Origin of the sequence: Streptomyces drozdowiczii (assembly GCF_026167665.1) — a bacterium.
In the GTDB taxonomy this organism is placed as follows: domain Bacteria; phylum Actinomycetota; class Actinomycetes; order Streptomycetales; family Streptomycetaceae; genus Streptomyces; species Streptomyces drozdowiczii_A.
On the sequence record NZ_CP098740.1, the window covers coordinates 3,088,118 to 3,110,782 of the forward strand.

Annotated in this window: 20 protein-coding genes and 1 pseudogene; 13 read left to right on the forward strand and 8 right to left on the reverse strand. The window is 72.1% G+C overall.

Annotated elements, in window-relative coordinates:
• Window positions 1–87 precede the first annotated feature (87 nt).
• Together NEH16_RS13925 and NEH16_RS13930 are read left to right on the forward strand one after the other, a co-directional pair.
• The gene (locus NEH16_RS13925) at window positions 88–1,554 is read left to right on the forward strand and encodes a choice-of-anchor A family protein (RefSeq protein WP_265542504.1); all 1,467 of its coding nucleotides are present in this window, start codon (window positions 88–90) and stop codon (window positions 1,552–1,554) included.
• 109 nt (window positions 1,555–1,663) lie between these two features.
• The gene (locus tag NEH16_RS13930; RefSeq protein ID WP_265542506.1) at window positions 1,664–2,437 is read left to right on the forward strand and encodes an alpha/beta hydrolase; all 774 of its coding nucleotides are present in this window, start codon (window positions 1,664–1,666) and stop codon (window positions 2,435–2,437) included.
• An 11-nt stretch (window positions 2,438–2,448) separates the two neighbouring features.
• Here the strand turns inward: NEH16_RS13930 and NEH16_RS13935 are convergent, their stop codons facing one another.
• Entirely contained in the window at window positions 2,449–2,940 is a 492-nt protein-coding gene (locus NEH16_RS13935) for a hypothetical protein (protein WP_265542508.1), read from the reverse strand.
• 62 nt (window positions 2,941–3,002) lie between these two features.
• Here NEH16_RS13935 and pip point away from each other — a divergent pair, with 62 nt between their 5' ends.
• Both pip and NEH16_RS13945 read left to right on the forward strand, forming a co-directional pair.
• A complete protein-coding gene (gene pip, locus NEH16_RS13940; protein WP_265542510.1) occupies window positions 3,003–3,971 on the forward strand; it encodes a prolyl aminopeptidase in 969 nt (322 codons plus the stop codon).
• Between the two features lie 50 nt (window positions 3,972–4,021).
• The gene (locus tag NEH16_RS13945; protein WP_073964664.1) at window positions 4,022–5,017 is read left to right on the forward strand and encodes an aldo/keto reductase; all 996 of its coding nucleotides are present in this window, start codon (window positions 4,022–4,024) and stop codon (window positions 5,015–5,017) included.
• Between the two features lie 200 nt (window positions 5,018–5,217).
• Here NEH16_RS13945 and NEH16_RS13950 read toward each other — a convergent pair whose 3' ends face one another.
• Together NEH16_RS13950 and NEH16_RS13955 are read right to left on the reverse strand one after the other, a co-directional pair.
• Window positions 5,218–6,552, reverse strand: a complete 1,335-nt coding sequence (locus tag NEH16_RS13950; protein ID WP_073964665.1) for an MFS transporter — start codon at window positions 6,550–6,552, stop codon at window positions 5,218–5,220.
• Window positions 6,553–6,605: 53 nt separating this feature from the next.
• Window positions 6,606–7,046 (reverse strand): MarR family winged helix-turn-helix transcriptional regulator, encoded by a 441-nt coding sequence (locus NEH16_RS13955; RefSeq protein ID WP_018101514.1) that lies wholly within the window; start codon window positions 7,044–7,046, stop codon window positions 6,606–6,608.
• Between the two features lie 165 nt (window positions 7,047–7,211).
• Between NEH16_RS13955 and NEH16_RS13960 the strand changes: the two genes are divergently transcribed.
• The gene (locus tag NEH16_RS13960; RefSeq protein WP_265542514.1) at window positions 7,212–7,436 is read left to right on the forward strand and encodes a hypothetical protein; all 225 of its coding nucleotides are present in this window, start codon (window positions 7,212–7,214) and stop codon (window positions 7,434–7,436) included.
• A gap of 27 nt (window positions 7,437–7,463) precedes the next feature.
• Here NEH16_RS13960 and NEH16_RS13965 read toward each other — a convergent pair whose 3' ends face one another.
• The gene (locus tag NEH16_RS13965) at window positions 7,464–8,918 is read right to left on the reverse strand and encodes an NCS2 family permease (RefSeq protein ID WP_073964667.1); all 1,455 of its coding nucleotides are present in this window, start codon (window positions 8,916–8,918) and stop codon (window positions 7,464–7,466) included.
• A 189-nt stretch (window positions 8,919–9,107) separates the two neighbouring features.
• Between NEH16_RS13965 and NEH16_RS13970 the strand changes: the two genes are divergently transcribed.
• A complete protein-coding gene (locus NEH16_RS13970) occupies window positions 9,108–9,380 on the forward strand; it encodes a DUF2530 domain-containing protein (protein WP_073964668.1) in 273 nt (90 codons plus the stop codon).
• A 24-nt stretch (window positions 9,381–9,404) separates the two neighbouring features.
• On the forward strand, window positions 9,405–11,798 hold the full coding sequence (locus NEH16_RS13975; protein WP_265542517.1) for an HAD-IC family P-type ATPase: 2,394 nt from the start codon (window positions 9,405–9,407) through the stop codon (window positions 11,796–11,798).
• A gap of 19 nt (window positions 11,799–11,817) precedes the next feature.
• Here the strand turns inward: NEH16_RS13975 and NEH16_RS13980 are convergent, their stop codons facing one another.
• The 3 genes from NEH16_RS13980 to NEH16_RS13990 all read right to left on the reverse strand — a co-directional run bounded on the left by NEH16_RS13980 (window position 11,818) and on the right by NEH16_RS13990 (window position 17,465).
• A complete protein-coding gene (locus NEH16_RS13980; RefSeq protein WP_265542519.1) occupies window positions 11,818–12,753 on the reverse strand; it encodes a hypothetical protein in 936 nt (311 codons plus the stop codon).
• A gap of 160 nt (window positions 12,754–12,913) precedes the next feature.
• Window positions 12,914–16,087: a sacsin N-terminal ATP-binding-like domain-containing protein gene (locus tag NEH16_RS13985; protein ID WP_265542521.1), complete on the reverse strand. Its 3,174-nt coding sequence runs from the start codon at window positions 16,085–16,087 to the stop codon at window positions 12,914–12,916.
• Window positions 16,088–16,562: 475 nt separating this feature from the next.
• Window positions 16,563–17,465 (reverse strand): DUF3027 domain-containing protein, encoded by a 903-nt coding sequence (locus NEH16_RS13990; protein WP_265542524.1) that lies wholly within the window; start codon window positions 17,463–17,465, stop codon window positions 16,563–16,565.
• Between the two features lie 410 nt (window positions 17,466–17,875).
• Between NEH16_RS13990 and NEH16_RS13995 the strand changes: the two genes are divergently transcribed.
• From NEH16_RS13995 to NEH16_RS14010, 4 genes are read left to right on the forward strand one after another with little or no spacing between them, the layout of a single operon-like run.
• Window positions 17,876–19,297 (forward strand): MFS transporter, encoded by a 1,422-nt coding sequence (locus NEH16_RS13995; protein ID WP_265542526.1) that lies wholly within the window; start codon window positions 17,876–17,878, stop codon window positions 19,295–19,297.
• Between the two features lie 27 nt (window positions 19,298–19,324).
• Window positions 19,325–19,807, forward strand: a complete 483-nt coding sequence (locus tag NEH16_RS14000) for a DUF2771 domain-containing protein (protein WP_265542528.1) — start codon at window positions 19,325–19,327, stop codon at window positions 19,805–19,807.
• Window position 19,808: 1 nt separating this feature from the next.
• The gene (locus NEH16_RS14005; protein WP_265542530.1) at window positions 19,809–20,513 is read left to right on the forward strand and encodes a futalosine hydrolase; all 705 of its coding nucleotides are present in this window, start codon (window positions 19,809–19,811) and stop codon (window positions 20,511–20,513) included.
• On the forward strand, window positions 20,488–21,351 hold the full coding sequence (locus tag NEH16_RS14010; RefSeq protein ID WP_265542532.1) for a 1,4-dihydroxy-6-naphthoate synthase: 864 nt from the start codon (window positions 20,488–20,490) through the stop codon (window positions 21,349–21,351). Before NEH16_RS14005 ends, NEH16_RS14010 begins: the two co-directional genes overlap by 26 nt.
• Window positions 21,352–21,362: 11 nt before the next feature.
• Here the strand turns inward: NEH16_RS14010 and NEH16_RS33570 are convergent, their stop codons facing one another.
• Window positions 21,363–21,746, reverse strand: a complete 384-nt coding sequence (locus NEH16_RS33570) for a cold-shock protein (protein WP_073964676.1) — start codon at window positions 21,744–21,746, stop codon at window positions 21,363–21,365.
• Window positions 21,747–21,947: 201 nt separating this feature from the next.
• Between NEH16_RS33570 and NEH16_RS14020 the strand changes: the two are divergent.
• A pseudogene (locus NEH16_RS14020) lies at window positions 21,948–22,171 on the forward strand (hypothetical protein).
• Between the two features lie 95 nt (window positions 22,172–22,266).
• Window positions 22,267–22,665, forward strand: a complete 399-nt coding sequence (locus tag NEH16_RS14025) for a DUF6507 family protein (RefSeq protein ID WP_265542534.1) — start codon at window positions 22,267–22,269, stop codon at window positions 22,663–22,665.

Sequence of the window (22,665 nt, forward strand, 5' to 3'; positions counted from 1 at the left end):
AGTGGAGGGACGTGGGCGCGTGCGTGCGGGTGGCCCACGGCCCCGCCGCCCGGGGGCCGCCGGGAGCACGGACTTACGTTCCCGGGCATGAAACGCACCGCTGCCTTCGCCACGACGGCCTGCCTCCTGTGCCTGGCCGCGACCGCCGTCCCCACCGCCCCCGCCGCGGCCGACTACTCCGGCAACCCGCTGGCCGGGGACAACGGCTTCGGGGTGCTCGTCCAGGACGACGCCGTCCTGGGCAGTACGGAGACCGAGGGGCCGGTCGCCATTGGCGGCAACCTCACCTACGGGCCGGGGTACAACGTCGCGCTGAACACCCCCGGCACCTTCACCGCCCCCGGCGACGACCGCCCGACCGCCCTGCTCGTCGGCGGAAGAATCGATCATGCGGCCAGCTCGCCGCAGGGCGTGCTCCAAGTCCTCAGCGACGGCTACGTGAAGGTCGGCGACCCGACCGGCTCGACGGTCCTGGACGAGGACTCCAACGGCGCCGAGGTGAATACCCACATCGTCGCCGCGGGCGCCGGTTACGACTCGACGCCCCGCGTACAGGAAACGGTTCACCAGCCGGTCGAGTCCGTCACCGACACGACGGGCCTGCCGGATCTCGACGCGCTCTTCGCGACCTTCCGCGACCGCTCGGACGCCATCGACACCTGCGCCACCAACGTCGTCCTGCGCGACGCCTCCGGCACCCCGCTGCCCGACCAGACGGGCTTCCCCGCCGGGACGAGCGCACACATCACCCTCACCGAGGGCGAGACGAACGTACTCCGGCTGACCGGCGAGCAGCTGAACAACCTGTCCGAGATCACCTTCGACAACCAGCCGGACGCGACGACCCCGTTCGTGGTGGACATCGACACGACCGGCACGAACAGCACGTACGTCTGGCACATCCCGAACCTCGCCGGCGTCTCCGGCGACCAAGCCCCCTACATGCTGTGGAACTTCCCCGACGCCACCGACATCACCATCGCGGACGGCGACTCGCTGGAGGGCACGATCTACGCGCCCCGCGCCCACCTCACGGACCTCGACCCGTCCAACGTCGAGGGCACGATCGTCGTACGGGAGCTCACGGCCGGACCGCTCGGCGACGACGGCACCCCGGTGAACGCGGGGGAGATCCACCAGTTCCCGTTCGCCGCCGACATCGACTGCGACGACGAGGGCCCGTCACCGTCCCCCACGCCGAGCCCGACGGACTCCACCCCGACGCCAACGCCCACCCCGAGCCCCACGGACTCCACCCCGACGCCGACGCCCACCCCGAGCCCCACGGACTCCACCCCGACGCCGACGCCCACCCCGTCCCCCACGGACTCGACACCCACACCGACACCCACGGACTCCTCCCCCGGCCCGTACCCGACCCACACTCACCCCACGGCCCACCCGGACCACGGCGGCCACCACCGCCCACCGCATGGCGGCGGCGGCATGGCCGACACCGGCACGACCACCACCCTCTACGCGGCAGCCGGCGCCTTCGCACTGGCGACGGCAGGCATCTTCCTGCTGGGCCGCAGGCGCCGCCCGAAGCACTGACACCGAAAGCTGCGCTCCCTTGCGCGTTTTTTGCTCGCATATGGCGAATGCTTGCGCGTGAGGGAGCGTGGAGGCTAGGTTCGGCCGCAGTCGAGCGGCGGAGGACGTCATGAATCGGGTCGAATACCGGGACGTCGTCTTCGCCGAGATCGACGGCTACCGCCCCCTGCTCCTTGACCTGACCGTGCCGGCCGACGCCCCCGCGCCCGTGCCGCTGCTGATCTGGATCCACGGCGGCGCCTGGCGCGTCGGGTCGCCCCGGGTCGGCGATTCCTGGCTGGGCGTCGCGGACCCGGTCGGGGCCGCGCTGGCCGCCGGATACGCCCTGGCCACCGTCCAGTACCGGTTCAGCGGCGAGGCGCACTACCCCGCCCAGCGCGACGACGTCCGCGCGGCGGTCGCCGCCCTGCGCCGCCTCGCGCCGGAAGCGGGGCTGGACCCCGCGCGGTTCGGGGCCTGGGGCGAGTCGGCGGGCGGCCACCTCGCCGCCGTACTCGGTCTCGACCGGCGGGAAGCGGGGCCCGATTCGAAGGTTCAGGCGGTCGTGGCGTGGTACGCGCCCAGCGACCTCACCACCCTGGGGCGCGCCCCCGGCTCACCGGAGAGCCTGCTCCTCGGACCGGCCGCCGAACAGGAGGAAGTCCGCAGACTGGCCGGGCCGCTGGCCCATGTGTCCCCGGCGGCCCCGCCCACGCTGCTCATGCACGGCGACGCGGACAAGCTCGTCCCGTGCGACCAGAGCCGCAGGTTCGCGGACGCGCTCACGGCAGCGGGCGCCACCGCCGAGTTCGTCGTCGTCCCGGGGGCCGGTCACTGTTTCGAGGGGGCGGATCTGCGGGAACCCGTACGCCTCAGCCTGGACTTCTTCGACCGCCACCTGTGAGGCGCGCGACCTCACCGCCCCGGGAACCGCTCCCCGCACGCGCTGCAGAACACCGGCGCCGACTCCGGCGACATCCGCCCGCACTCCGGGCAGACCCGGTCCAGCGCGCAGGGCGCTTCGCCGCCCTCCTGCGCGTACACCGTCGGCTTGAGCGTCAGGCCGGGGCGGCGGCGGTGCACGGTCAGGTACGCGAGGCCGTCCGGGCCCGCCGTCACGGAGCGGCGGGAGGTGCGGGGCAGCCAGGTGACCGTGCTCGGGGCCAGCATCAGCGGCGCGGAACCGTCGCCGGGCACGATCCGGCCGCCGCCCGCGAGGACGACCAGCAGCACGTCGAGCACGTCCTCCTGGTGCTCGCCGACCTCCGCGCCCGGCGGCAGCCGCACGAGGTTCGCGTCCAGCTCCCTCCCCTGCCGGTCGAGCTGCCACAGGGCGCCCCGGTCGTCGGGGGACGCGGCGGCGAGCAGGTCGTCCAGTACGGCGAGTACCTCGGGAGTCGCGTTCACGCCGCCAGGCTACGACCGCGTACCCCTAAGCTGTACGCCGCCGAGCGAGGAGACACAGGCTCATGCGCGCCGAGAAGTACCCCCCGATCGACCCCCACGACCACGGCATGCTCGACGTCGGCGACGGCAACCACGTCTACTGGGAGGTCTGCGGCAACCCCGCCGGAAAGCCCGCCCTCGTCGTCCACGGCGGTCCCGGGTCCGGCTGCACCGAGCGGCCCCGGCAGTACTTCGACCCGGAGCGCTACCGCGTCGTCCTCTTCGACCAGCGCAACTGCGGGCGCTCGACGCCGCACGCGAGCGACCCGGCCGTCGACCTGCGGCACAACACGACGGACCACCTCGTCGCCGACATGGAACGCCTCCGCGCCCACCTCGGGATCGACCGCTGGCTGCTGTACGGGGGTTCCTGGGGCTCCACGCTGATCCTGGCGTACGCCGAGCGGCACCCGGAGCGGGTGACCGAGATCGTGATCCCGGCGGTGACCACGACCCGGCGCTCCGAGATCGACTGGCTGTACCGGGGCGCCGGCCTCTTCCACCCGGAGGCGTGGGAACGCTTCCGGGCCCACGTCCCCGAGGCCGCGAGCGACGCGACCCCGGATGTGCTCGCCGCGTACGCCCGGCGCACCGCGGACCCCGACCCGGAGGTACGGGCGCGGGCGACGGCGGAGTGGTGCGCCTGGGAGGACGCGGTGCTGTCCGGCGAGGCGTACGCGGGCCCTCACCCGTACAGCGGGCGGCCCGGCCGGGCGCAGGCGGCGCTGGTGCGGATCTGCGCGCACTACTTCTCGCACGGCGCCTGGCTGGAGGAGGGCCGGCTGATCCGGGACGCGGGGCGGCTGGCCGGGATTCCCGGGGTGCTGGTGCACGGGCGGCGGGACATGGGCGGGCCGCTCGGCACGGCGTGGGAGCTGGCCAAGGCGTGGCCGGACGCGGAGCTGACGGTGATCGAGGACGCGGGGCACCTGGGCGGGGCGGCGACGAGCCGGGCGATCCTCACGGCACTGGACCGGTTCGCGCAGGCATAGACCGACAAGCGCTTGCTTCGAGCGCGCTCGAAGGAGTTGGCTTGGGGTCCATGAAGTACACGCAGCTCGGACGCACCGGACTCAAGGTAAGCCGCCTCGTCCTGGGGACGATGAACTTCGGCCCCCAGACCAACGAGAGCGACAGTCACGACCTCATGGACGCCGCGCTGGACGCCGGCGTCAACTTCTTCGACACCGCGAACGTATACGGCTGGGGCGAGAACAAGGGCCGCACCGAGGAGATCCTCGGCACCTGGTTCGCCAAGGGCGGCGACCGCCGCGACAAGGTCGTGCTCGCCACCAAGGTCTACGGCAACATGGGCGCCGACGGCGAGGCGTGGCCGAACCACGACAAGCTGTCCGCCGTCAACATCCGCCGGGCCGTCGACGCCAGCCTGAAGCGGCTCCAGACGGACCACATCGACCTGTACCAGTTCCACCACGTCGACCGGGACACCCCGATCGAGGAGATCTGGCAGGCCATCGACGTACTGATCCAGCAGGGCAAGATCCTGTACGCCGGTTCCTCGAACTTCTCCGGCTACAAGATCGCCCAGGCCAACGAGCGCGCCCGGCAGCGCGGCAGCTACGGCCTGGTCAGCGAGCAGTGCATCTACAACCTGATGGAGCGCGGCGCCGAGATGGAGGTCATCCCGGCCTCCCAGGAGTACGGCCTCGGCGTCATCCCGTGGTCGCCGCTGCACGGCGGCCTGCTCGGCGGCGCCATCCGCAAGGAGCGCGAGGGCGGCGGCGCCCGCTCCACCTCCGGCCGCTCCGGCGACGCGCTGGCCGACCCGAAGGTCCGGGCGCAGATCCAGGCGTACGAGGACCTGCTCGACAAGCACGGTCTGGAGCCCGGTGAGGTGGGCCTCGCCTGGCTGCTGACACGGCCCGGGATCACCGGCCCGATCTCCGGCCCGCGCACGCGGGAGCAGCTCGACTCGGCGCTGCGCGCGGTGGAGCTGGAGCTGTCGACGGAGGTGCTGGACGCGCTGGAGGAGATCTTCCCCGGCCCGGGCCCGTCGCCGGAGAACTTCGCCTGGTAGAGGCGCCTGTCAGCCGACGGCGGCCGCCACGGCGACGACGGCGAACATCAGTACGAGCACGGCCGCCATGATGCGGTTTCTGGTCTTCGGGTCCACCCGACGAGCGTAACCGGACCGGCCTGTGCGAACGCGACGCGGCCCCGCCCCGGAGAACCGGGAGCGGGGCCGCGTAGTCGCGTGGTCGCGTACGGGCGTAGCCCTTACGCCGCCGTGGCCAGCTGCTCGCGCTGGACGAAGCGGACGTGCGGGCGGCCCGGGCGCAGGTCCACCTTGAGTCGCAGACCGCCGAGGCGGGCCAGGATCACACCGATGCCGACCGCCGCCGCGAGGGACAGCGCACCGCCGACCACCATGCCGGTGCGGGCGCCGTACGCGTCGCTGATCCAGCCGACGATCGGGGCGCCCACTGGCGTACCCCCGGCGAAGACCATCATGTAGAGGCTCATCACACGGCCGCGCATGGCCGGGTCCGACGCCATCTGGACGCTGGTGTTGGCGCTGATGTTGGTCGTCAGGCCGATCATGCCGATCGGGACCAGCAGGACCGCGAAGATCCAGACGTTCGGCGCGAGCGCCGCGACGATCTCCAGCAGGCCGAAGGCCGTACCGGCGGCGACCAGCATCCGCAGCCGCGAGGAGCGGCGGCGGGCGGCGAGCAGGGCACCGGCGAGGGAGCCGGCGGCCATGAGGATGTTGAAGAACGAGTACATCCCGGCGCCGCCGTGGAAGATCTCGTCCGCGAAGGCCGTCAGCCAGATCGGGAAGTTGAAGCCGAAGGTGCCGACGAAGCCGACCAGGACGATCGGCCAGATCAGCTCGGGGCGCCCGGAGACGTACCGCAGCCCCTCACGGAGCTGCCCCTTGCCGCGCGGCACGATGACCGCCTTGTGCAGCTCGCTCGGCCGCATCATCATCAGGCCGACGAGCGGGGCGAGGAACGACAGGCCGTTGAACATGAAGGCCCAGCCGCTGCCGACCGTGGTGATCAGCACACCCGCGACGGCGGGACCGATGAGCCGGGCCGACTGGAAGTTCGCCGAGTTCAGGCTGACCGCGTTGCGCAGCTGCGCGGGGCCGACCATCTCGGACACGAACGCCTGCCGGGCCGGATTGTCGACCACGGTGACCATGCCGAGCAGGAACGCGATCAGATAGACGTGCCAGACCTGGACCACGCCGGAGAGCGTGAGCACGGCGAGCACGACACCGCAGGCGCCCAGGGCGGCCTGGCTGACGAGCAGGAGCTTGCGCTTCGGCAGCCGGTCGGCGATGACGCCGCCGTACAGGCCGAACAGCAGCATGGGGAGGAACTGGAGCGCCGTGGTGATGCCTACGGCGGCGGCGGACCCGGTGAGGCTCAGAACGAGCCAGTCCTGCGTGATGCGGGACATCCAGGTACCGGTGTTGGAGATCACGGCGCCCGTGGCGAACAGGCGGTAGTTGCGGATCTTCAGCGACGAGAAGGTCCCGCCGGTCTTGCTCTCGTGGGTGGAAGTCGGTGCGGGGGCGGAGTCTGCTCCGGATCCCGTACTCAAAAGGGTTCGCCTCCTCGGCGTGGACATCTTGCTGGTCGACGGGGACGTACCTCTTACAGGTGGGCGAGCTTCTCCAGCACGGGCGCCGCGTTGCGCAGCGTCTCCCACTCGTCCTCGTCCAGGCCCTCGGCGAGCGTGGTCAGCCAGGCGTTCCGCTTCTTGCGGCTCTCGGCGAGCATGGCCTCGGCCTGCTCGGTCTGGCTGACCATCTTCTGACGACGGTCATCGGGGTGCGGTTCCAGCCTGACCAGACCCTTCGATTCCAGCAAGGCGACGATGCGGGTCATCGACGGCGGCTGGACATGCTCCTTGCGGGCCAGCTCACCCGGGGTGGCGGAACCACAACGGGCGAGCGTCCCGAGCACCGACATCTCGGTCGGGCTCAGCGACTCGTCGACGCGCTGGTGCTTCAGGCGCCGGCCGAGCAGCATGACGGCGGAACGGAGGGAGCTCACGGCGGCGGCACTGTCGCTGTCGTGGATCAGGTCAGGCATGTTTGTTAGCGTAACTCATTACCTACTCTAAAGACCACTTGTGTTACACGCGCGTAAGCGGGATCACCCCGGCCCAGAGCCGGATCACCAATCGATCACCCAAACGAGTGAGCCACCGGCGGAAAATCTCGCGCGGCGGGCCCGTGGGGCGTAACCCTGCTTGGCATGGGATCGACAGTGCTCAGCCTGCGCATAGACGGTGAGCTGCTCGACCGGCTCAAGCAGCATGCCGCAAAACGCGGAATGAGCGTCCAGGACTATGTGGTCCGGACGCTCATTCGCGACGACTTCGACGAGCGCTTCCAGTCGGCCGTCGAGGAGACGGAGAAGTTCTACGGGCAGGAGAAGCTCTGCCCGGCGGAGGGCGTGCCGGCCGAGGAGGTCAACTGACCCCCGGGGCCGGTCCGCGCACCGCCCTTACGTGAGGCCGAGCGCCGGCATCATGTAGTAGAAGACGAAGACCGCCGACACGGCGTACATCGCGGCGGGCACCTCGCGCCCCCGGCCGGAGGCCAGGCGCAGCACGGTGAAGGCGATGAAGCCGATGCCGATGCCGTTGGTGATCGAGTACGTGAACGGCATCATGACCATCGCGAGGAACGCCGGGATCGCCAGCGTGAAGTCGCTCCAGTCGATGTCCCGCACCGAGCCCGCGATGATCAGGAAGCCCACCGCCAGCAGGGCGGGGGTCGCCGCCTGCGAGGGGACCATGGTCGCCAGCGGCGTGAGGAACAGCGCCACCGTGAACAGCAGGCCCGTGACGATGCTGGCCAGACCCGTGCGGGCACCCTCGCCGACGCCCGCCGTGGACTCCACGAAGCAGGTCGAGGCGGAGGAGGAGGTGGCGCCGCCCGCGGCGACCGCGACACCGTCCACGAGGAGCACCCGGTTGATGCCCGGGAAGTTGCCGTTGGCGTCCGTCAGCTTCGCCTCGTCGCCGACACCGAGGATGGTGCCCATCGCGTCGAAGAAGCAGGACAGCAGCACGGTGAAGACGAACAGGATGCCGGTCAGCACGCCCACCTTGTGGAAGCCGCCGAACAGGCTGAAGTGACCCAGCAGCCCGAAGTCCGGCGTGGCCACGGGATTGCCCGGCCACTCCGGCACGGTCAGCCCCCACGCCTCGCCCGGCAGGTCGGCGGCCGCGTCGATGATCAGCGCGACCACGGTCATCGCCACGATGGAGATCAGGATCGCGCCCGGCACCTTGCGGACGATCAGGATCAGGGTCAGCAGCGCGCCCAGCACGAAGACCAGGACGGGCCAGCCGTTGAGGTGGCCGTCGGAGCCGAGCTGGAGCGGCACGGTGGTGTGCGCGGCGTCCGGCATGCGGGAGACGAAGCCCGAGTCGACCAGGCCGATGAGCAGGATGAACAGGCCGATACCGATCGCGATGCCCTTGCGGAGCGAGCCCGGTACGGCGTTCATCACGCGTTCCCGCAGCCCGGTCGCGACCAGCAGCATGACCACGATGCCCGCGAGGACCACCATGCCCATGGCGTCGGGCCAGCTCATCCGGGGGGCGAGCTGGAGGGCGACGACGGTGTTGACACCGAGGCCCGCGGCCAGCGCGATCGGCACGTTGCCGATGACGCCCATGAGCAGCGTGGAGAACGCGGCGGTGAGCACGGTCGCGGTGACCAGCTGGCCGCCGTCGAGCTGGTGGCCGTACATGTCCTTCGCGCTGCCCAGGATGATCGGGTTCAGCACGATGATGTAGGCCATCGCGAAGAAGGTCGCGAATCCGCCACGGATCTCGCGGGCAACCGACGACCCCCGCTCGGAGATCTTGAAGAAGCCGTCCAGGCCGCCGGAGGACGGGGAGGGCGGAGGCGGCGTGGCGTCGACCTTAGCGGTGGCCGAGGGGGACATGTATGACCTCAGTCAGGGTGCGTAGAGGGGTTCAAAAGTGGTCAGCTTTGGACTTTCACACGAATAATTCGAGCCAGTCATAAGCAGATTCAGTATGAATACATAAGGCGAAGATCGCTATCTCCGCGCGTAGACCCTTGGGCCGACTGGCCCGACAGGGCTTATATACGCGACGCATACACTGGCCGCATGGCGAAGTGGACACCCAAGCACGAGGCGCCGGAGCCCCTGGAGGGCCCGGTCGTCGCGACCATCACCGGCGGCACGATCCTCTGGTTCGTCCTCTTCCTCGTCCAGATCCCGTTCTACAACTGGTACGACGACCACGGCCACCTGTGGTGGGTGTGGACCTGCCTGGCCGGCGCGGGCCTCGGCCTGATCGGCATCTGGTACGTACGGGGGCGGGACGCGGCCCTCAAGCGCGCGGCGGCGGCATCGGCGGCGGATCCGCAGGCCGACTGAGGCGGAGCCCCGTACCGTCGAACCATGACGCAGCGGGCATCCGAACTTTCCGGGGAGCAGCGCGCCGGTGCCCCCGGGCGCGGGCTGACGGCGGCCGAGGTCGCCGAGCGGATATCGCGGGGCGAGGTCAACGACGTACCGGTGCGGTCCTCGCGGTCGCTGACCGAGATCGTCCGGGCCAACGTCTTCACCCGGTTCAACCTGATCATCGGCGTGCTCTGGGTGATCATGCTGGCCGTCGCGCCGATCCAGGACAGCCTGTTCGGCTTCGTGATCATCGCCAACACCGGCATCGGCATCGTGCAGGAGTGGCGGGCCAAGAAGACCCTGGACAGCCTCGCGGTCATCGGTGAGTCGAAACCCGTCGTCCGGCGCGACGGGCAGGCCGCCGAGATCCACACCTCCGAGATCGTCCTCGGCGACCTGGTCGAGCTGGGCCCCGGGGACAAGGTCGTCGTGGACGGCACGGTCGCCGAGGCGGACGGCCTGGAGGTGGACGAGTCCCTGCTCACCGGCGAGGCGGACCCGGTCCTCAAGAAGACCGGCGACCCGGTCATGTCCGGCAGCTTCGTCGTCGCCGGCGGCGGCGCGTTCACCGCGACGAAGGTCGGGCGCGAGGCGTACGCGGCGCAGCTCGCCGAGGAGGCGTCCCGCTTCACGCTCGTCCGGTCCGAGCTGCGCAGCGGCATCTCGACCATCCTGAAGTACATCACCTGGATGATGGTGCCGACCGCGACCGCCCTGGTGATCAGCCAGCTGGTGGTCAAGGAGCACAACTTCAAGGACTCCGTCGCCCGCACGGTCGGCGGGATCGTCCCGATGATCCCCGAGGGCCTGGTCCTGCTGACCTCGGTGGCCTTCGCGATCGGGGTCGTACGCCTGGGCCGCAAGCAGTGCCTGGTGCAGGAGCTGCCCGCCATCGAGGGCCTGGCCCGGGTCGACGTGGTCTGCCTGGACAAGACCGGCACGCTCACCGAGGGCGGCATGGACGTCACGGAGCTGCGCCCGCTGGGGGACGCCGAGGAACCGTATCTGCGCCGCGTCCTGGCGGCCTTCGGCGCGTCCGAGCCCCGCCCCAACGCCAGCCTCCAGGCCATCATCGACGCCTACCCGGCGGCGGAGGAAGGCGCCTGGACGACCACCGGCACCCTGCCCTTCTCCTCCGCCCGCAAGTACAGCGGCGCCGCGTTCACCGAGGACGGCGGCGCCTCCTCCGCCTGGCTGCTCGGCGCGCCCGACGTGCTGCTGTCCGAGGACGACCCGGCGCTCGCGGAGATCGGGCAGCTCAACGAACAGGGCCTGCGGGTGCTGCTGCTGGCCCGGGCGCGGGGCGAGCTGGACGCGCCGGACGCGGCCGAAGGGGCGGAGCCGGCAGCCCTCGTCGTACTGGAACAGCGGCTGCGGCCCGACGCGGGGCGCACCCTCGCGTACTTCGGCGAGCAGCGGGTCGCCACGAAGGTGATCTCGGGCGACAACGCGGTCTCGGTCGGCGCGGTGGCCGCGAAGCTCGGGATGGAGGGCGCGGACCATCCGCTGGACGCGCGCCGGATGCCCGAGGACACGGACGAGATGGCGTCCGCGATGGAGCGGAACGCGGTGTTCGGCCGGGTCACCCCGCAGCAGAAGCGGGAGATGGTCGCCGCGCTCCAGTCGCGCGGGCACACGGTCGCGATGACCGGCGACGGCGTCAACGACGTCCTCGCGCTGAAGGACGCCGACATCGGCGTCTCCATGGGCTCGGGCTCCGAGGCGACGCGCGCGGTCGCCCAGATCGTGCTGCTGAACAACAGCTTCGCGACCCTGCCGTCGGTGGTCGCCGAGGGCCGCCGCGTGATCGGCAACATCACCCGGGTCGCCACCCTGTTCCTGACGAAGACCGTGTACTCGGTGCTGCTGGCCGTCCTGGTGGTCTGCTTCCAGGTCGAGTACCCGTTCCTGCCGCGCCATCTGACGCTGCTGTCCACGCTGACGATCGGCGTCCCGGCGTTCTTCCTGGCCCTCGCCCCGAACAAGGAGCGCGCGCATCCGCACTTCGTGCGCCGCGTCATGCGGTACGCGATCCCCTCGGGCGTCATCTGCGCCGCCGCGACCTTCGTGATGTACCTGGTCGCCCGGCACCACTACGCCGGTACGGGCGCGCTGGACGCGGAGACGAGCGCGGCGACGCTCACGCTGTTCCTGGTCTCGATGTGGGTCCTGGCGATCATCGCCCGCCCGTACACCTGGTGGCGGATCTGCCTGGTGGCCGCGATGGGCCTGGCGTTCCTGGTGGTGCTCGCGGTGCCGTGGCTCCAGGACTTCTTCGCGCTGAAGCTGGTGGGCACGCAGATGCCGTGGACGGCGGTGGGCATCGCGGTGGTGGCGTCGGTGGCGCTGGAGTACGCGTGGCGGCTGGTGGGCCGCCGCTTCGGGGGATGAGGCGGCGGCCCTGGCCGGGCTACTTCACGTCGACGTAGTCGCCCGTGGCGGTGGCGGCCGGGGTGGTGGACGTACCGGCGAAGCTGTAGCGCCAGTAGCCGTCGACCGTGGCCTTCACGGTCGTCTTCGCGTCACCCTTGTTGTTCGTCTTGACGGTCTTCACCGTGGTGTAGGTGCTGCTGCCCTTCTTGCGGAACTGGAGCTTCACGGACTGGCTGGTGTAGCCGTGGTACTTGAAGTCGTCCCAGTTGGCCCGCGAGAGCCAGCCGGTGACGGTGATGGTCTTGCCCTTCTTGACCGGCTCGGGCGAGGCGTTGACGGTCTGCTTCGACGCGCGCTGCACGAGGGTCGTGCCCAGGTTGTCCTGGACGACGAAGCCGATGTCGCCCGGGTCGACGTCCTCCGGGTCCTGGCCGTTGAGCGCGACCGCGTAGCCCACGGCCTTCCACTTCGTGGCGTCGGCGTTGCCGAACAGGTCGAACTCGGGGTAGACCGCGATGTTCCCCTTGCAGGTGGCGACCGTGGCGGACACCTTCTTGCAGACGGGCGTGTCGTCGCCGTAGAACTCGTTGGCCGGGTTGTCGAACGAACCGCGGTAGAGCCCGACCTCCAGCATGAAGTCCTCGGCGAAGATGTCCACGTTCGCGGCGTGCGTCACCGTGAAGGTGGTCGGGACGCGCTTGGTGTACGTGGTCCCCACCACCAGCGGCTTGCCGCCGTTGATCGTGAACTTCGAGAAGGTGAGGTCGAGCGGACCCGGCTCGGCCGCGGGTGCGGCGGAGCGGGCGCCGGCCTTGGCGGCCGAGGGCGCGGCGGCGGACTGCGCCGCGCGCGCCAGCTCGGCGGTGCTGCCGGTCGAACCGTGCGCGCCGTCGGCCTGGGCGGCCGACGGAAGGGCGAGAGCGGAAAGGGCCAGGGCGCCGCTGACAGCGGCCACGGTGGCACGTATGCGCATGTTCGTTCCCCAAGGTGGAGAAGGGGGCCCGCCGCGACGGTCGCCGCGCGGGCCCAAGGGTGTCTGTGGAGCCTGATGGCTCGACAGACGAGACGGCTCCCACCTGTGAACGGTTGTGTGTGTCCTGAGACTTTTTTGTGAAGGCGCGCTTCCGGTTCGCTCAGTCGAACCAGCGGTCCCGGGCCAGCTCGGTCGTGCGGGACGGGTCCTCCAGCAGCGCCGCGACCTCGAAGCGGCGGGGCCACTGCCCGGCCGCCCATGCCAGGCCCGCCGCGACGCCCTCCAGCGTCGAGGCGTGCACGACTCCGTCCGGGGTGCGCCGCCAGTCGAGTTCGACGCCGCCCGCGCGGAGTTCGCCGTGTTCGATGTACGTGTCCGGGGTCGCCGGACCCAGCAGCACGCGGACGGACTCGGGCACCTCGTGCTCCTCGCCGTCGCTCGTGACCTCGGCCGCCACGGTCTCGCCGAGCCGCCGCACCTGGAACAGCTCGGCCAGCTCCGCCGCGTGCGCCGGGGCGACGGGCAGCAGCGGCAGCCCCTCGGTGAGCGGCAGCAGGTCCGGCGCGTCCGCGATCACCGCGTCCGCCGCGTCGACCACGCGCACCTCGCCGTCCACGACCGCCCGCAGCTCGTCCGGCAGCGTGACCTGTTCCGGGTCGAGCGCGGACAGCGCGGTGTACAGCGCGTGCAGGTGTACGCCGGTGACCGGGCGGTCCTCGTCGGCGAGCCGGCCGAGCAGTTCGGCGGCCCCGCCCGGCTCGTCCAGGAGCGCGGCGACCGACGTCCGTACGCCCAGGGCGCGCAGCACCTCGGCGTCCTCGAAGCCGGTCGCGTCGGCGGAGTCGTAGAGCCCCGCGAGCAGGGGGTCCCCGCCGTGGGTGCGCAGACCCGCCGGGCGGCGGCCGCCCAGCACCGGGTGGCCGCGCAGCCACCAGGCGGTGTACGGGCGGACGGACTCCGTGGTGCCGTCCGGAAGCAGCACCCTGACCGGCTGCGTGAGCGCGTCCCGCAACGGCGGCTGCGCCAGCATGGCGAGCGCCTGCGGCCAGGCGTCGTCGTCCACCAGGTCCAGGTCGCGTACGGCGACGAGTTCCGTGGCGACCGGCGGCACCGGGCTGTCCGGGAACTGGTCGAGGATGTCCTCGCACCACACGTCCACCGCGTCGAGCAGCCCGGCGTCGTCCGGCTCCGCGAAGTCGCCGTCGCGCGGATCCAGTTCGTCCGGGTCCAGGACGACGTCGGTGGCCCGGACGAGCGCGAAAGTGGCGAGCACCCCGCAGGCGGTGAGCGGCTGTTCGCCCCAGCGCCCGGCCAGCTCCGCGTCGCACAGGGCGAGTTCGCCCTCGCGCATGACCTGGGCGAACGGGCTGTCCGGCAGCACGAGTTCCCCGGCGGGGGCGAGTTCGCCGTCCTCGTCGGGCAGCGCGAGCGCGCCGAGCCAGGGCTCCTCGCCCGGCTCCAGGGCGGCGTCGCGGACCAGGGTGAGCACGGTCTCCACCAGCTCGTCGCCGTCGAGCGCGTCCTCGTCCCAGACCTCGCCCGCGTCCAGCGACCCGGCCACGGCGGCCCGCACCTGCGGGGTCGTCAGCACGGCGCGCGGCGTGGCGGGCAGGGCCCCCAGCTTCTCCAGGAGCGGATGCGCGGCGTCCGGGTGCGCGACCTTGAGCCCGAGCCGGCCGAGCCGGTCGAGGACGGGGCCGGAGAGGGCGTCGGGGAGCGGGAGGAGGACCTGCCGGGGGCCGATGGTCGTACGCGGAGGTGCGTCCGGGGCGGCGCCCGCCAGCGGTACCGGGAGCCCCGACAGCCGGTCCGGGTCGACCCCGGCCAGGCTGTCGTAGAGCCGCCGCCACCAGGCGGGTTCGCGTTCCAGACCGGCCAGGCGGTCGATCGCCTCGGTCAGCGGGACGCGGGCGACGCCGAGTGTGCGCAGCTCGACGCGCCGCTCGAGCCCCGCCGGCAGCAGGCACGGCAGCACCTCGGCCAGCACGGCGACGGTCTGCGCTCCGACGCCCTCCACCACCTCGGCCTCGACCGGGCGCAGCCCGACGGTGTCCTTGTCCTGCCGGAGGCCCCCGTCCCAGTCCTCCCAGCGCTCCGGTTCCCGCGGGGCGGCCGGCTCCAGGAACGCGACGCGCGGCAGCCGCTCCAGGATCGCCCCGCGCAGCGCGCCGTCCAGCGCGCCCTGGCCGAGGGGGCCCGGCACCAGGCCGATCGTCGCGACGGACACCGGCTCCCAGTCGCCGAGCAGCTCCGCGTACGCGTCGGCGGCGCGCCGCACCAGGAAGTCGGTGAGCGGTCCGGGGGCGGGGTGCCGGCGGGTGGTGTCCAGCGGCAGCGAGGCGATGAGCAGCGCGGGCAGGCCGAGCGGTTCGTCGGTGGGCGTCGGCGCGTGCACGACGGGTGCGGTACGCGGGTGGACCGGGGCGCCGTCCGCGTCCACCGGGACGGCCCAGGTCACCGACCAGTGCGGGCGGAGGCGTTCCTCCAGCGGGCGGTCGGCGAGGAGTCCGGGCTCGATCGGCCCGTGGTGGACGGCGGTGCGCCAGCGGTTCGTACCGTGCGCGGAGTCCTCGATGTGCGTGTACGGGCCGTGCTGGGAGCGGCGGAGGGTGCGTACGCCCTCCGGGGTCTCGACGACGACCTCTTCCAGCCCGGCCAGCGTGAGGAGCAGGGCGTCGTCCACGGCGGCCAGCAGCCGTTCGACCAGGTCCTCGGCGACGCCGTCGCGCAGCGGCAGCACGACGACGGTGTCGTAGCCGTCGGGCGCGGTGCCCTCGGCGGGCAGCGGGAGGCGCAGCAGCGGTACGTGGCCGTCGCGGCGGCGCAGCTCGTCGCCGAGTCCGGGGCTGCCGACGGCGGCCTCCCGGGCGAGCTCGCGGGCCTCGGCGAGGGACCAGCGGACGCCGCCGTGCAGGCCGGTGATCGCCGGCTCGTCGCTCACCGCGAGCACGGCGGCGAACCCGACGCCGAACCGGCCGACGGCGCCCTCGTGCCCTTCCCGCTTCGCGGAGGCGCGCAGGGTGGACAGGGATTCGACGCCGGTGGCGTCCAGGGGGGCGCCGGTGTTCGCGGCGGCGAGGACGGCCGGTGTGCCGTCGGTTGCGGGGTGCAGCGTGAGCCTCAGTCGGCCCGGGGTCCCGGCGCGGGCGGCGGCGTCGGCGGCGTTCTGGGCCAGCTCGACCACGAGGCGGTCGCGGTAGCCGCCGAGCGCGAGGTCCTCCTCGGCGTTGGCGTCCTCCCGGAACCGGGCGGGCCCGGCACCCCAGGCGGCGAGCACGCCGCGCCGCAACCGCGCGGTACCGAACGGATCGCCCTCCGTCGCGTTGATGCCCATGCGCGTGCTCCCTCTGCCGCTGCGATATTCGCGTACCCCGCGAAGCTACCGGGTACAACCCGGCCCCCGACTCCCCGCCCCCACCCCAAGGCTTCCGTCCTCAAACGCCGGACAGGCTGGATGTCCGCGGGCCCGGGCCCACCACATACAGGGTTCCGTCCTCAAACGCCGGACAGGCTGGAAGTCCGCGGCCCCGGGCCCACCGAGCGCAGGCTTCCGTCCTCAAACGCCGGACGGGCTGGATCTGGCCGGTGCGGGTCGGAAGACGCTCGCGAGTCGGCAGCGAGCCTCAACAGACCCGCACCCAAAAGCCCACACCGGCACCCCCCAAGCCCGTCCGGCGATTGAGGACGGAACCGGTGCTACGGAGCCCCCGAGCCTTCCGGGCCGCCCGAACCAAGCCCGTCCGGCGATTGAGGACGGAACCGGTTCGCCGGGGAAGCCCGAGCCCGCGTGGGCCCCGGGCGCCGCCCGGCTACGCGTGGCCCAGGTCCCCCGGCGAAGCCGAATCGTGCAACGGATACTCATCCACCCGCACCGTGTCCAACCGATGCGGCACCGCCGCAGGCGGCTTCGGCATCACCGCCGCCTCCGAGTGCCCCCCGCACCCGTACGACAGCGACACCACATGCCCGTCCGCCGGACCGAACTCGTTCGCGCACACCCCGAACGCCTGCCGCAGCGAGCCCGCCAGCGGCACCAGGAACGCGCAGGACACGCACGACGCCGGCGCGGCCTGCGCCATCGGGGTCTTCGGGCCGAACTCCTCGTCCCAGCGGTCCGCCGCCGAGTGCAGCCCGTAACGCGACAGCACCCGCGCCCGCCGCATGCCCAGCTCTTCCGCCACCGCCGCGATCGATCCGCGCGCGGCCGGATCCGGGCGCGTCGTCAGCTCCGCGTCCTCGACGTCCACCAGGTCGGCCAGCTCATCCGTGGCCGGCGCGTTCGGCAGCGGCTCGTCCGCCCCCGTGTACCCCGGCTCCAGCCGCAGGTCGTCCGCCTCGGTCGGCAGCAGGTCGCCGGGGCCCATGTCCCCCGGCCGCAGCCGCTCGCTCCACGGCACCCACTCCGGCGCGAGCAGCGCGTCGGAGCCCGGCAGCAGCACGGTCTCGTCCAGGGTGACGTTCTTCGCGCGGGAGGCCCGGGCCACCGTCACGGCCCAGCGCCAGCCCCGGTAGCCGGGGTCCTCGCACTCGAAGTAATGCGTGACGACCCGGTCCCCCTCGGAGACCACCGCCACATGCTCACCCACGATCCCCGGCGCGGCCGCCTCCTCCGCCGCCGCGCGGGCGAGGTCTACCGCCTCGGCGCACAGACGGTCGGGAGCGGGGGTACGGGCGGTACGGGCCGTACGGCCTCGCGTCGTCGCAGCACTCACAGGTCTCGCTTCTCTCCTACGCCAGTCTCACGAGCGCGCCAGCACATCGACCATCGATTTCGGCCATACGGTCGCGGACGGAGCGGACCTGGGGGCCGCGTCGACGTCCACACCCGTTGAGCCAACCTCGGGCACGCCTTCCGCAATCCATTCTGCGGGATCGCCGAGAGGCGCGCGGCCGAGAACAACCGCCGGTGGCGCGCTACGCACGCTACCCTCTCCGCCGCTCCCCGCCCACCTGCCGTCCGAAACGCCGCCGTTTCCGCCACCCCGCGCCGACCCCGTACCGCCCCCGACCCCACCGTTTCGCGCCTCCGGCGCGCCGCGCTCACTGACCCGACGGGGCGGTCCCGACCGCGCCCCGCCAGGATGCCGGTTCGCATCACACACTCCTGGGGCACTATGACCAAGTGGCTTCAGCCAGGTCGCACGACGGTCCCGGCCCGCTCCGCAGTGCGGGCCGGTCGATCGGTCATGCCCTGCGCGTCCCCTTCACCGGCACCGCCCGGGGCATCCGCAAGGCGACCCACGCGCACGGCGCCGGCGAGAGCGGCCTCGGCAAGCTGATCGAGCTGCACGCGGTGAACGGCGCGGGCGATGTGATGATCACCGTCGCGCTCGCGTCCACCGTGTTCTTCTCCGTACCGACCGACCAGGCGCGCGGGCGGGTCGCGCTGTACCTCGCGGTGACGATGGCGCCGTTCATCCTCCTGGCGCCGGTCATCGGCCCGCTCCTGGACCGCCTGCCGCACGGCCGCCGGGCCGCGATGGCCGGTTCCATGCTGGCGCGGGCGGCGCTGGCGCTGACCATGTCCGGCGCGGTCGCGACCGGCGACCTGGAGCTGTACCCGGCGGCGCTCGGCGTACTGGTCTGCTCGAAGGCGTACGGAGTGGTGCGCAGCGCCGTCGTACCGCGCCTGCTGCCACCGAAGTTCTCGCTGGTGAAGGCCAACTCACGGGTGACGCTCGCCGGGCTGCTGGCCACCGGGGCCGCCGCGCCCGTCGGGGCGGGGCTCCAGACGATCGGGCCGCAGTGGCCGCTGTACGGGGCCTGCGCGATCTTCGTCGGCGGCGGGATCCTGGCGTTCACGCTGCCGCCGAAGGTGGACTCGGCGAAGGGCGAGAGCCGTGCGCAGCTCGTACCGCCGCACGGCGGGAGCGAGCCGCGGCCGTCCCCCACGAAACCCGGGAACAAGGGCGGAACCAAGACCGGCGGCAAGAGCCGCGAGCGGCGGCCGGGGCTGCGGTCCGTCGGCCCGTCCGTACTGCACGGCCTCCAGGCCAACGCCGCGCACCGCGCGCTCTCCGGCTTCCTGATCTTCTTCCTGGCGTTCCTGCTGCGCGAGCACCCGCTCGCCGGCCAGAGCGCCGCGATCTCGCTGGGCATCGTCGGCGCGGCGGCGGGCGTCGGCAACGCGCTGGGCACCGCGGTCGGCTCCTGGCTGCGGGCGCGCGGCCCGGAGATCATCGTCGCCTCGGTGCTGGGCCTCGCGCTGGGCGTGGCGATCCTGGCGGCCGTCTTCTTCTCCACGGTCATGGTCGCCGCGCTCGCCGCGACGGCGGGGCTCACGCAGGCGCTGTCGAAGCTGTCGCTGGACGCGATGATCCAGCGCGATGTGCCGGAGGAGGTGCGGACCTCCGCGTTCGCCCGCTCCGAGACGCTGCTTCAGATGGCCTGGGTGGTGGGCGGCGCGATCGGCATCGCCCTCCCCCTCAACGGCGTACTGGGCATGTCCGTCGCCGCCGGGCTGCTGGCGCTCGGAGCCTCCGCCTCCGTACGGGGGCTGCTGGGCGCCGCGCGGCGCGGCTCGCCGCACCCCCGCGTGGCGTGAGCGGGAGCGACCGATAGCCTTCGGCCCATGACCGTTGCGTTCTTCTCCGGTAAGGGCCGTCGAATCGGCGTCGCTCTTGGTGCCGTGTCCGCGGGACTCCTCGTCCTCTCCGCCTGCGACAAGCCGACGCCGCTCGCCACCGTGACGGTCGGCGACAACTCGGTGAGCTCCGAGGCCGCCTGCTACAACGACGGCAAGGCCCTCAAGAACTCCGAGGCCCAGAAGTGCCTCAACAAGGAGGCCGGGAAGAGCATCGACGTCTCGATGACCGACACGGTCCACTTCGGTGTCGACCCGGAGATCGCGGACAACGGCTGGACCCTCTTCCTCGACGGCCAGCGCGGCGAGCCGGAGCCCTCCAAGAAGACCTACCGGTCCATCAACGGCAGCGCCTTCTTCTCCACCCAGACCGAGGGGGCCGCGCCGAAGAACTCCCAGGTCAGCATCGTGGAGACCAAGGGCGCGAAGGTCATCGGCATCTGGCACTTCAAGCTGAAGAAGACCGACTGACGTGCACGTACTCGTCGTGACCGCGGTCCCGGTGGAACGGGACGCGGTCACGCGTGCGTACGGGGACGAGCCGGCGGTCCACCGGATCCGCGGCGCGGAGATCCACCGCACCGGCCCGCTGGACGTGCTCGCGGGCGGCGCGGGCCCGGCCGCCGCCGCGGCTTCGACGGCGTTCGCGCTGGCGGCGCACCCCTACGGCCTGGTGGTCTCGGCGGGCATCGGCGGCGGCTTCGCGCCGGTCGCCCCGGTCGGCTCGCTGGCCGTGTCCCGCCGCATCGGCGCGGCGGACCTGGGCGCCGAAACGCCGGACGGCTTCGTTCCGGTGACCGGCCTCGGCTTCGGCCGGACCTGGCACACCCCGCCCCCCGCCCTCGTACGCGCTGCCGCCGAGGCGACCGGGGCGACACCCGGCGACATCCTCACCGTCTCCACCGCCACCGGCACGGCGGAGACCACCGCCGCCCTGCTGGCCGCCCACCCGCACGCGGTCGCCGAGGCCATGGAGGGCTTCGGGGTCGCGGAGGCGGCGGAGCTGGCCGGCGTACCGGTCCTGGAGATCAGGGCCGTGTCGAACACCGTCGGCCCGCGCGACCGCGACGCCTGGCGCATCGGCGACGCACTGACCGCGCTGACCGAGGCGTTCGGGAAGCTCATACCCGTACTGGAAGGCTGGACCCGCCATGACCGAGACGACACCGCAGACTGACGCGCTGCGCATCGCCTTCTCGCCCTGCCCGAACGACACGTTCGTCTTCGACGCCTGGGCGCACGGCAGGGTCCCCGGCGCACCGGCGCTGGACGTCACGTTCGCGGACATCGACCTCACCAACGGCATGGCCGAGCGCGGCGAACTGGACGTGCTCAAGGTGTCGTACGCGGTGCTGCCCTGGGTCCTGGAGGAGTACGCGCTGCTGCCGTGCGGCGGCGCGCTGGGCCGGGGCTGCGGCCCGCTCGTCCTCACCCGCGAGGCGGGCACCGACCTGACCGGGAAGACGGTCGCCGTACCGAGCGAGCGCTCGACGGCGTACCTGCTGTTCCGCCTCTGGGCGGCCGACGTGGTGCCGGGCGGGGTGGGCGAGATCGTCGTCATGCCGTTCGACGAGATCATGCCGGCCGTCCGGGACGGCAAGGTGGACGCCGGACTGGTCATCCACGAGGCGCGCTTCACGTACCAGAACTACGGCCTGCACAACCTGGCCGACATGGGCAGGCACTGGGAGGACACCACCGGCCTGCCGATCCCGCTCGGCGCGATCATCGCCAAGCGCTCGCTGGGCGCGGACACGCTGAAGCTCCTCGCCGAGTCGGCCCGCACCTCGGTCCGCATGGCGTGGGACGACCCGGAAGCGTCGCGCCCGTATGTCCAGGCCCACGCCCAGGAGATGGACCCGTCCGTCGCGGACCAGCACATCGGCCTGTACGTGAACGAGTTCACCGCGGACCTGGGCGAGGACGGCTACGCGGCGGTCCGCGGCCTGCTGACCCGCGCGGCGGCGGAGGGCCTGGTCCCGGCGCTCGCCCCGGACGCGCTGTCGTTCGTCTGAGCGCCGGGCGCCTACACGTCCAGCTGGTCCGCGACCGCTCTCAGGAGGCCGGCGATCTTGGCGCCCGCGGCCTTGTCGGGGTAGCGGCCGCGCTCCAGCATCGGGGTGATGTTCTCCAGGACGGTCGTCAGGTCCTGGACGATCGACGCCAGCTCGTCCGGCTTGCGGCGCTGGGCGGCCGCGACGGACGGGGTCGGGTCGAGGACCGTCACGGAGAGCGCCTGGTCACCGCGCTGACCGGCGACCACGCCGAATTCGACGCGCTGACCGGGCTTGAGAGCGTCGACCCCGGCCGGGAGCACGGACGAGTGCACGAAGACGTCGCTGCCGTCGTCGCGGGAGAGGAAGCCGAAGCCCTTCTCGCTGTTGAACCACTTCACCTTGCCAGTCGGCAAAGCACGCACCCCATCTCAACCCGTATGCCGGAACGAATGCCCTCAGCAGGTCAGGCCGTCCTGTGGTCGTGCTCCCCTGCTGGCTGAAGCCTCCACAGGGGAAGTACCCCTCGTCAAGCCTGGTCATCCGGACTGTGTCCGGAAACGGCACCTGCTTCACCCGCACACGGTTCCGCGGCGTCCGGGAACTACCCTGAGGGGGTGAGTACCTCATCTTCCGGCGCGGGCGACCGGCTGGTCCGGATCGGCGCGATCGTCTTCTTCATCGGCGCCCTCTCCACCCTCGCCACCATGGCCCCCTCTTCCTCGGCACCCACCCCCTGCCGTCCATCGCCTGGTCCCTCTGCATGCTGATGGGCGTCGGCTTCCTGATCGCCGCCGCGGGCGTCATCCGCTCGGCACGCGCGGGGTCGCGGGAGCGGTAGCCGCGCCCTGCCGCCTTTGGCCAGAAATGCGTTGCACTTGCAACGCACCCCTTGGTAGAGATGGAGCTCCCAGCAGCGCCGTACCGGGGGACGCCATGACGGAATGGGACATCGATCCGGGCGGGGTGGAGTCGATCCTTTCCCTGGTCGGGCTCGCCGCCAAGGACTTGAGCAAAGATGTCAGGGGCTACGGCAGGAACGTGCAGGACGCGGCGGTGTCCGCGGGGACGATCAGCGGGCCCTACTGCGGTGAGGCGCCGGCGGGTCCGGTGGGGGCCGCCGTCGTCAACTTCGTGACCGACACACAGCACAAGATCACGTTCATGGCGGCCCGGGCCAAGAAGTCGATGGACGGCACGGTCAAGGCCACCACCGAGTACATCGAGGGCGACCTCGCCATGGCGGCCCGGGCCCAGCGCGAGGCGGCCAAGGCCCCCACTCCCGCCGAGCTCAGAGCCGCCGGGAAGCCGTCCGGCGAGCGGGACGGGAAGTAG

Bases quoted from the DNA above. Each gene is read 5' to 3' on its own strand.
- NEH16_RS13925 (WP_265542504.1), top strand. From the start codon at position 88: ATGAAACGCACCGCTGCCTTCGCCACGACGGCCTGCCTCCTGTGCCTG.
- NEH16_RS13930 (WP_265542506.1), top strand. From the start codon at position 1,664: ATGAATCGGGTCGAATACCGGGACGTCGTCTTCGCCGAGATCGACGGC.
- pip (WP_265542510.1), top strand. From the start codon at position 3,003: ATGCGCGCCGAGAAGTACCCCCCGATCGACCCCCACGACCACGGCATG.
- NEH16_RS13945 (WP_073964664.1), top strand. From the start codon at position 4,022: ATGAAGTACACGCAGCTCGGACGCACCGGACTCAAGGTAAGCCGCCTC.
- NEH16_RS13955 (WP_018101514.1), bottom strand. From the start codon at position 7,046: ATGCCTGACCTGATCCACGACAGCGACAGTGCCGCCGCCGTGAGCTCC.
- NEH16_RS13960 (WP_265542514.1), top strand. From the start codon at position 7,212: ATGGGATCGACAGTGCTCAGCCTGCGCATAGACGGTGAGCTGCTCGAC.
- NEH16_RS13965 (WP_073964667.1), bottom strand. From the start codon at position 8,918: ATGTCCCCCTCGGCCACCGCTAAGGTCGACGCCACGCCGCCTCCGCCC.
- NEH16_RS13970 (WP_073964668.1), top strand. From the start codon at position 9,108: ATGGCGAAGTGGACACCCAAGCACGAGGCGCCGGAGCCCCTGGAGGGC.
- NEH16_RS13975 (WP_265542517.1), top strand. From the start codon at position 9,405: ATGACGCAGCGGGCATCCGAACTTTCCGGGGAGCAGCGCGCCGGTGCC.
- NEH16_RS13980 (WP_265542519.1), bottom strand. From the start codon at position 12,753: ATGCGCATACGTGCCACCGTGGCCGCTGTCAGCGGCGCCCTGGCCCTT.
- NEH16_RS13985 (WP_265542521.1), bottom strand. From the start codon at position 16,087: ATGGGCATCAACGCGACGGAGGGCGATCCGTTCGGTACCGCGCGGTTG.
- NEH16_RS14000 (WP_265542528.1), top strand. From the start codon at position 19,325: ATGACCGTTGCGTTCTTCTCCGGTAAGGGCCGTCGAATCGGCGTCGCT.
- NEH16_RS14010 (WP_265542532.1), top strand. From the start codon at position 20,488: ATGACCGAGACGACACCGCAGACTGACGCGCTGCGCATCGCCTTCTCG.
- NEH16_RS14025 (WP_265542534.1), top strand. From the start codon at position 22,267: ATGACGGAATGGGACATCGATCCGGGCGGGGTGGAGTCGATCCTTTCC.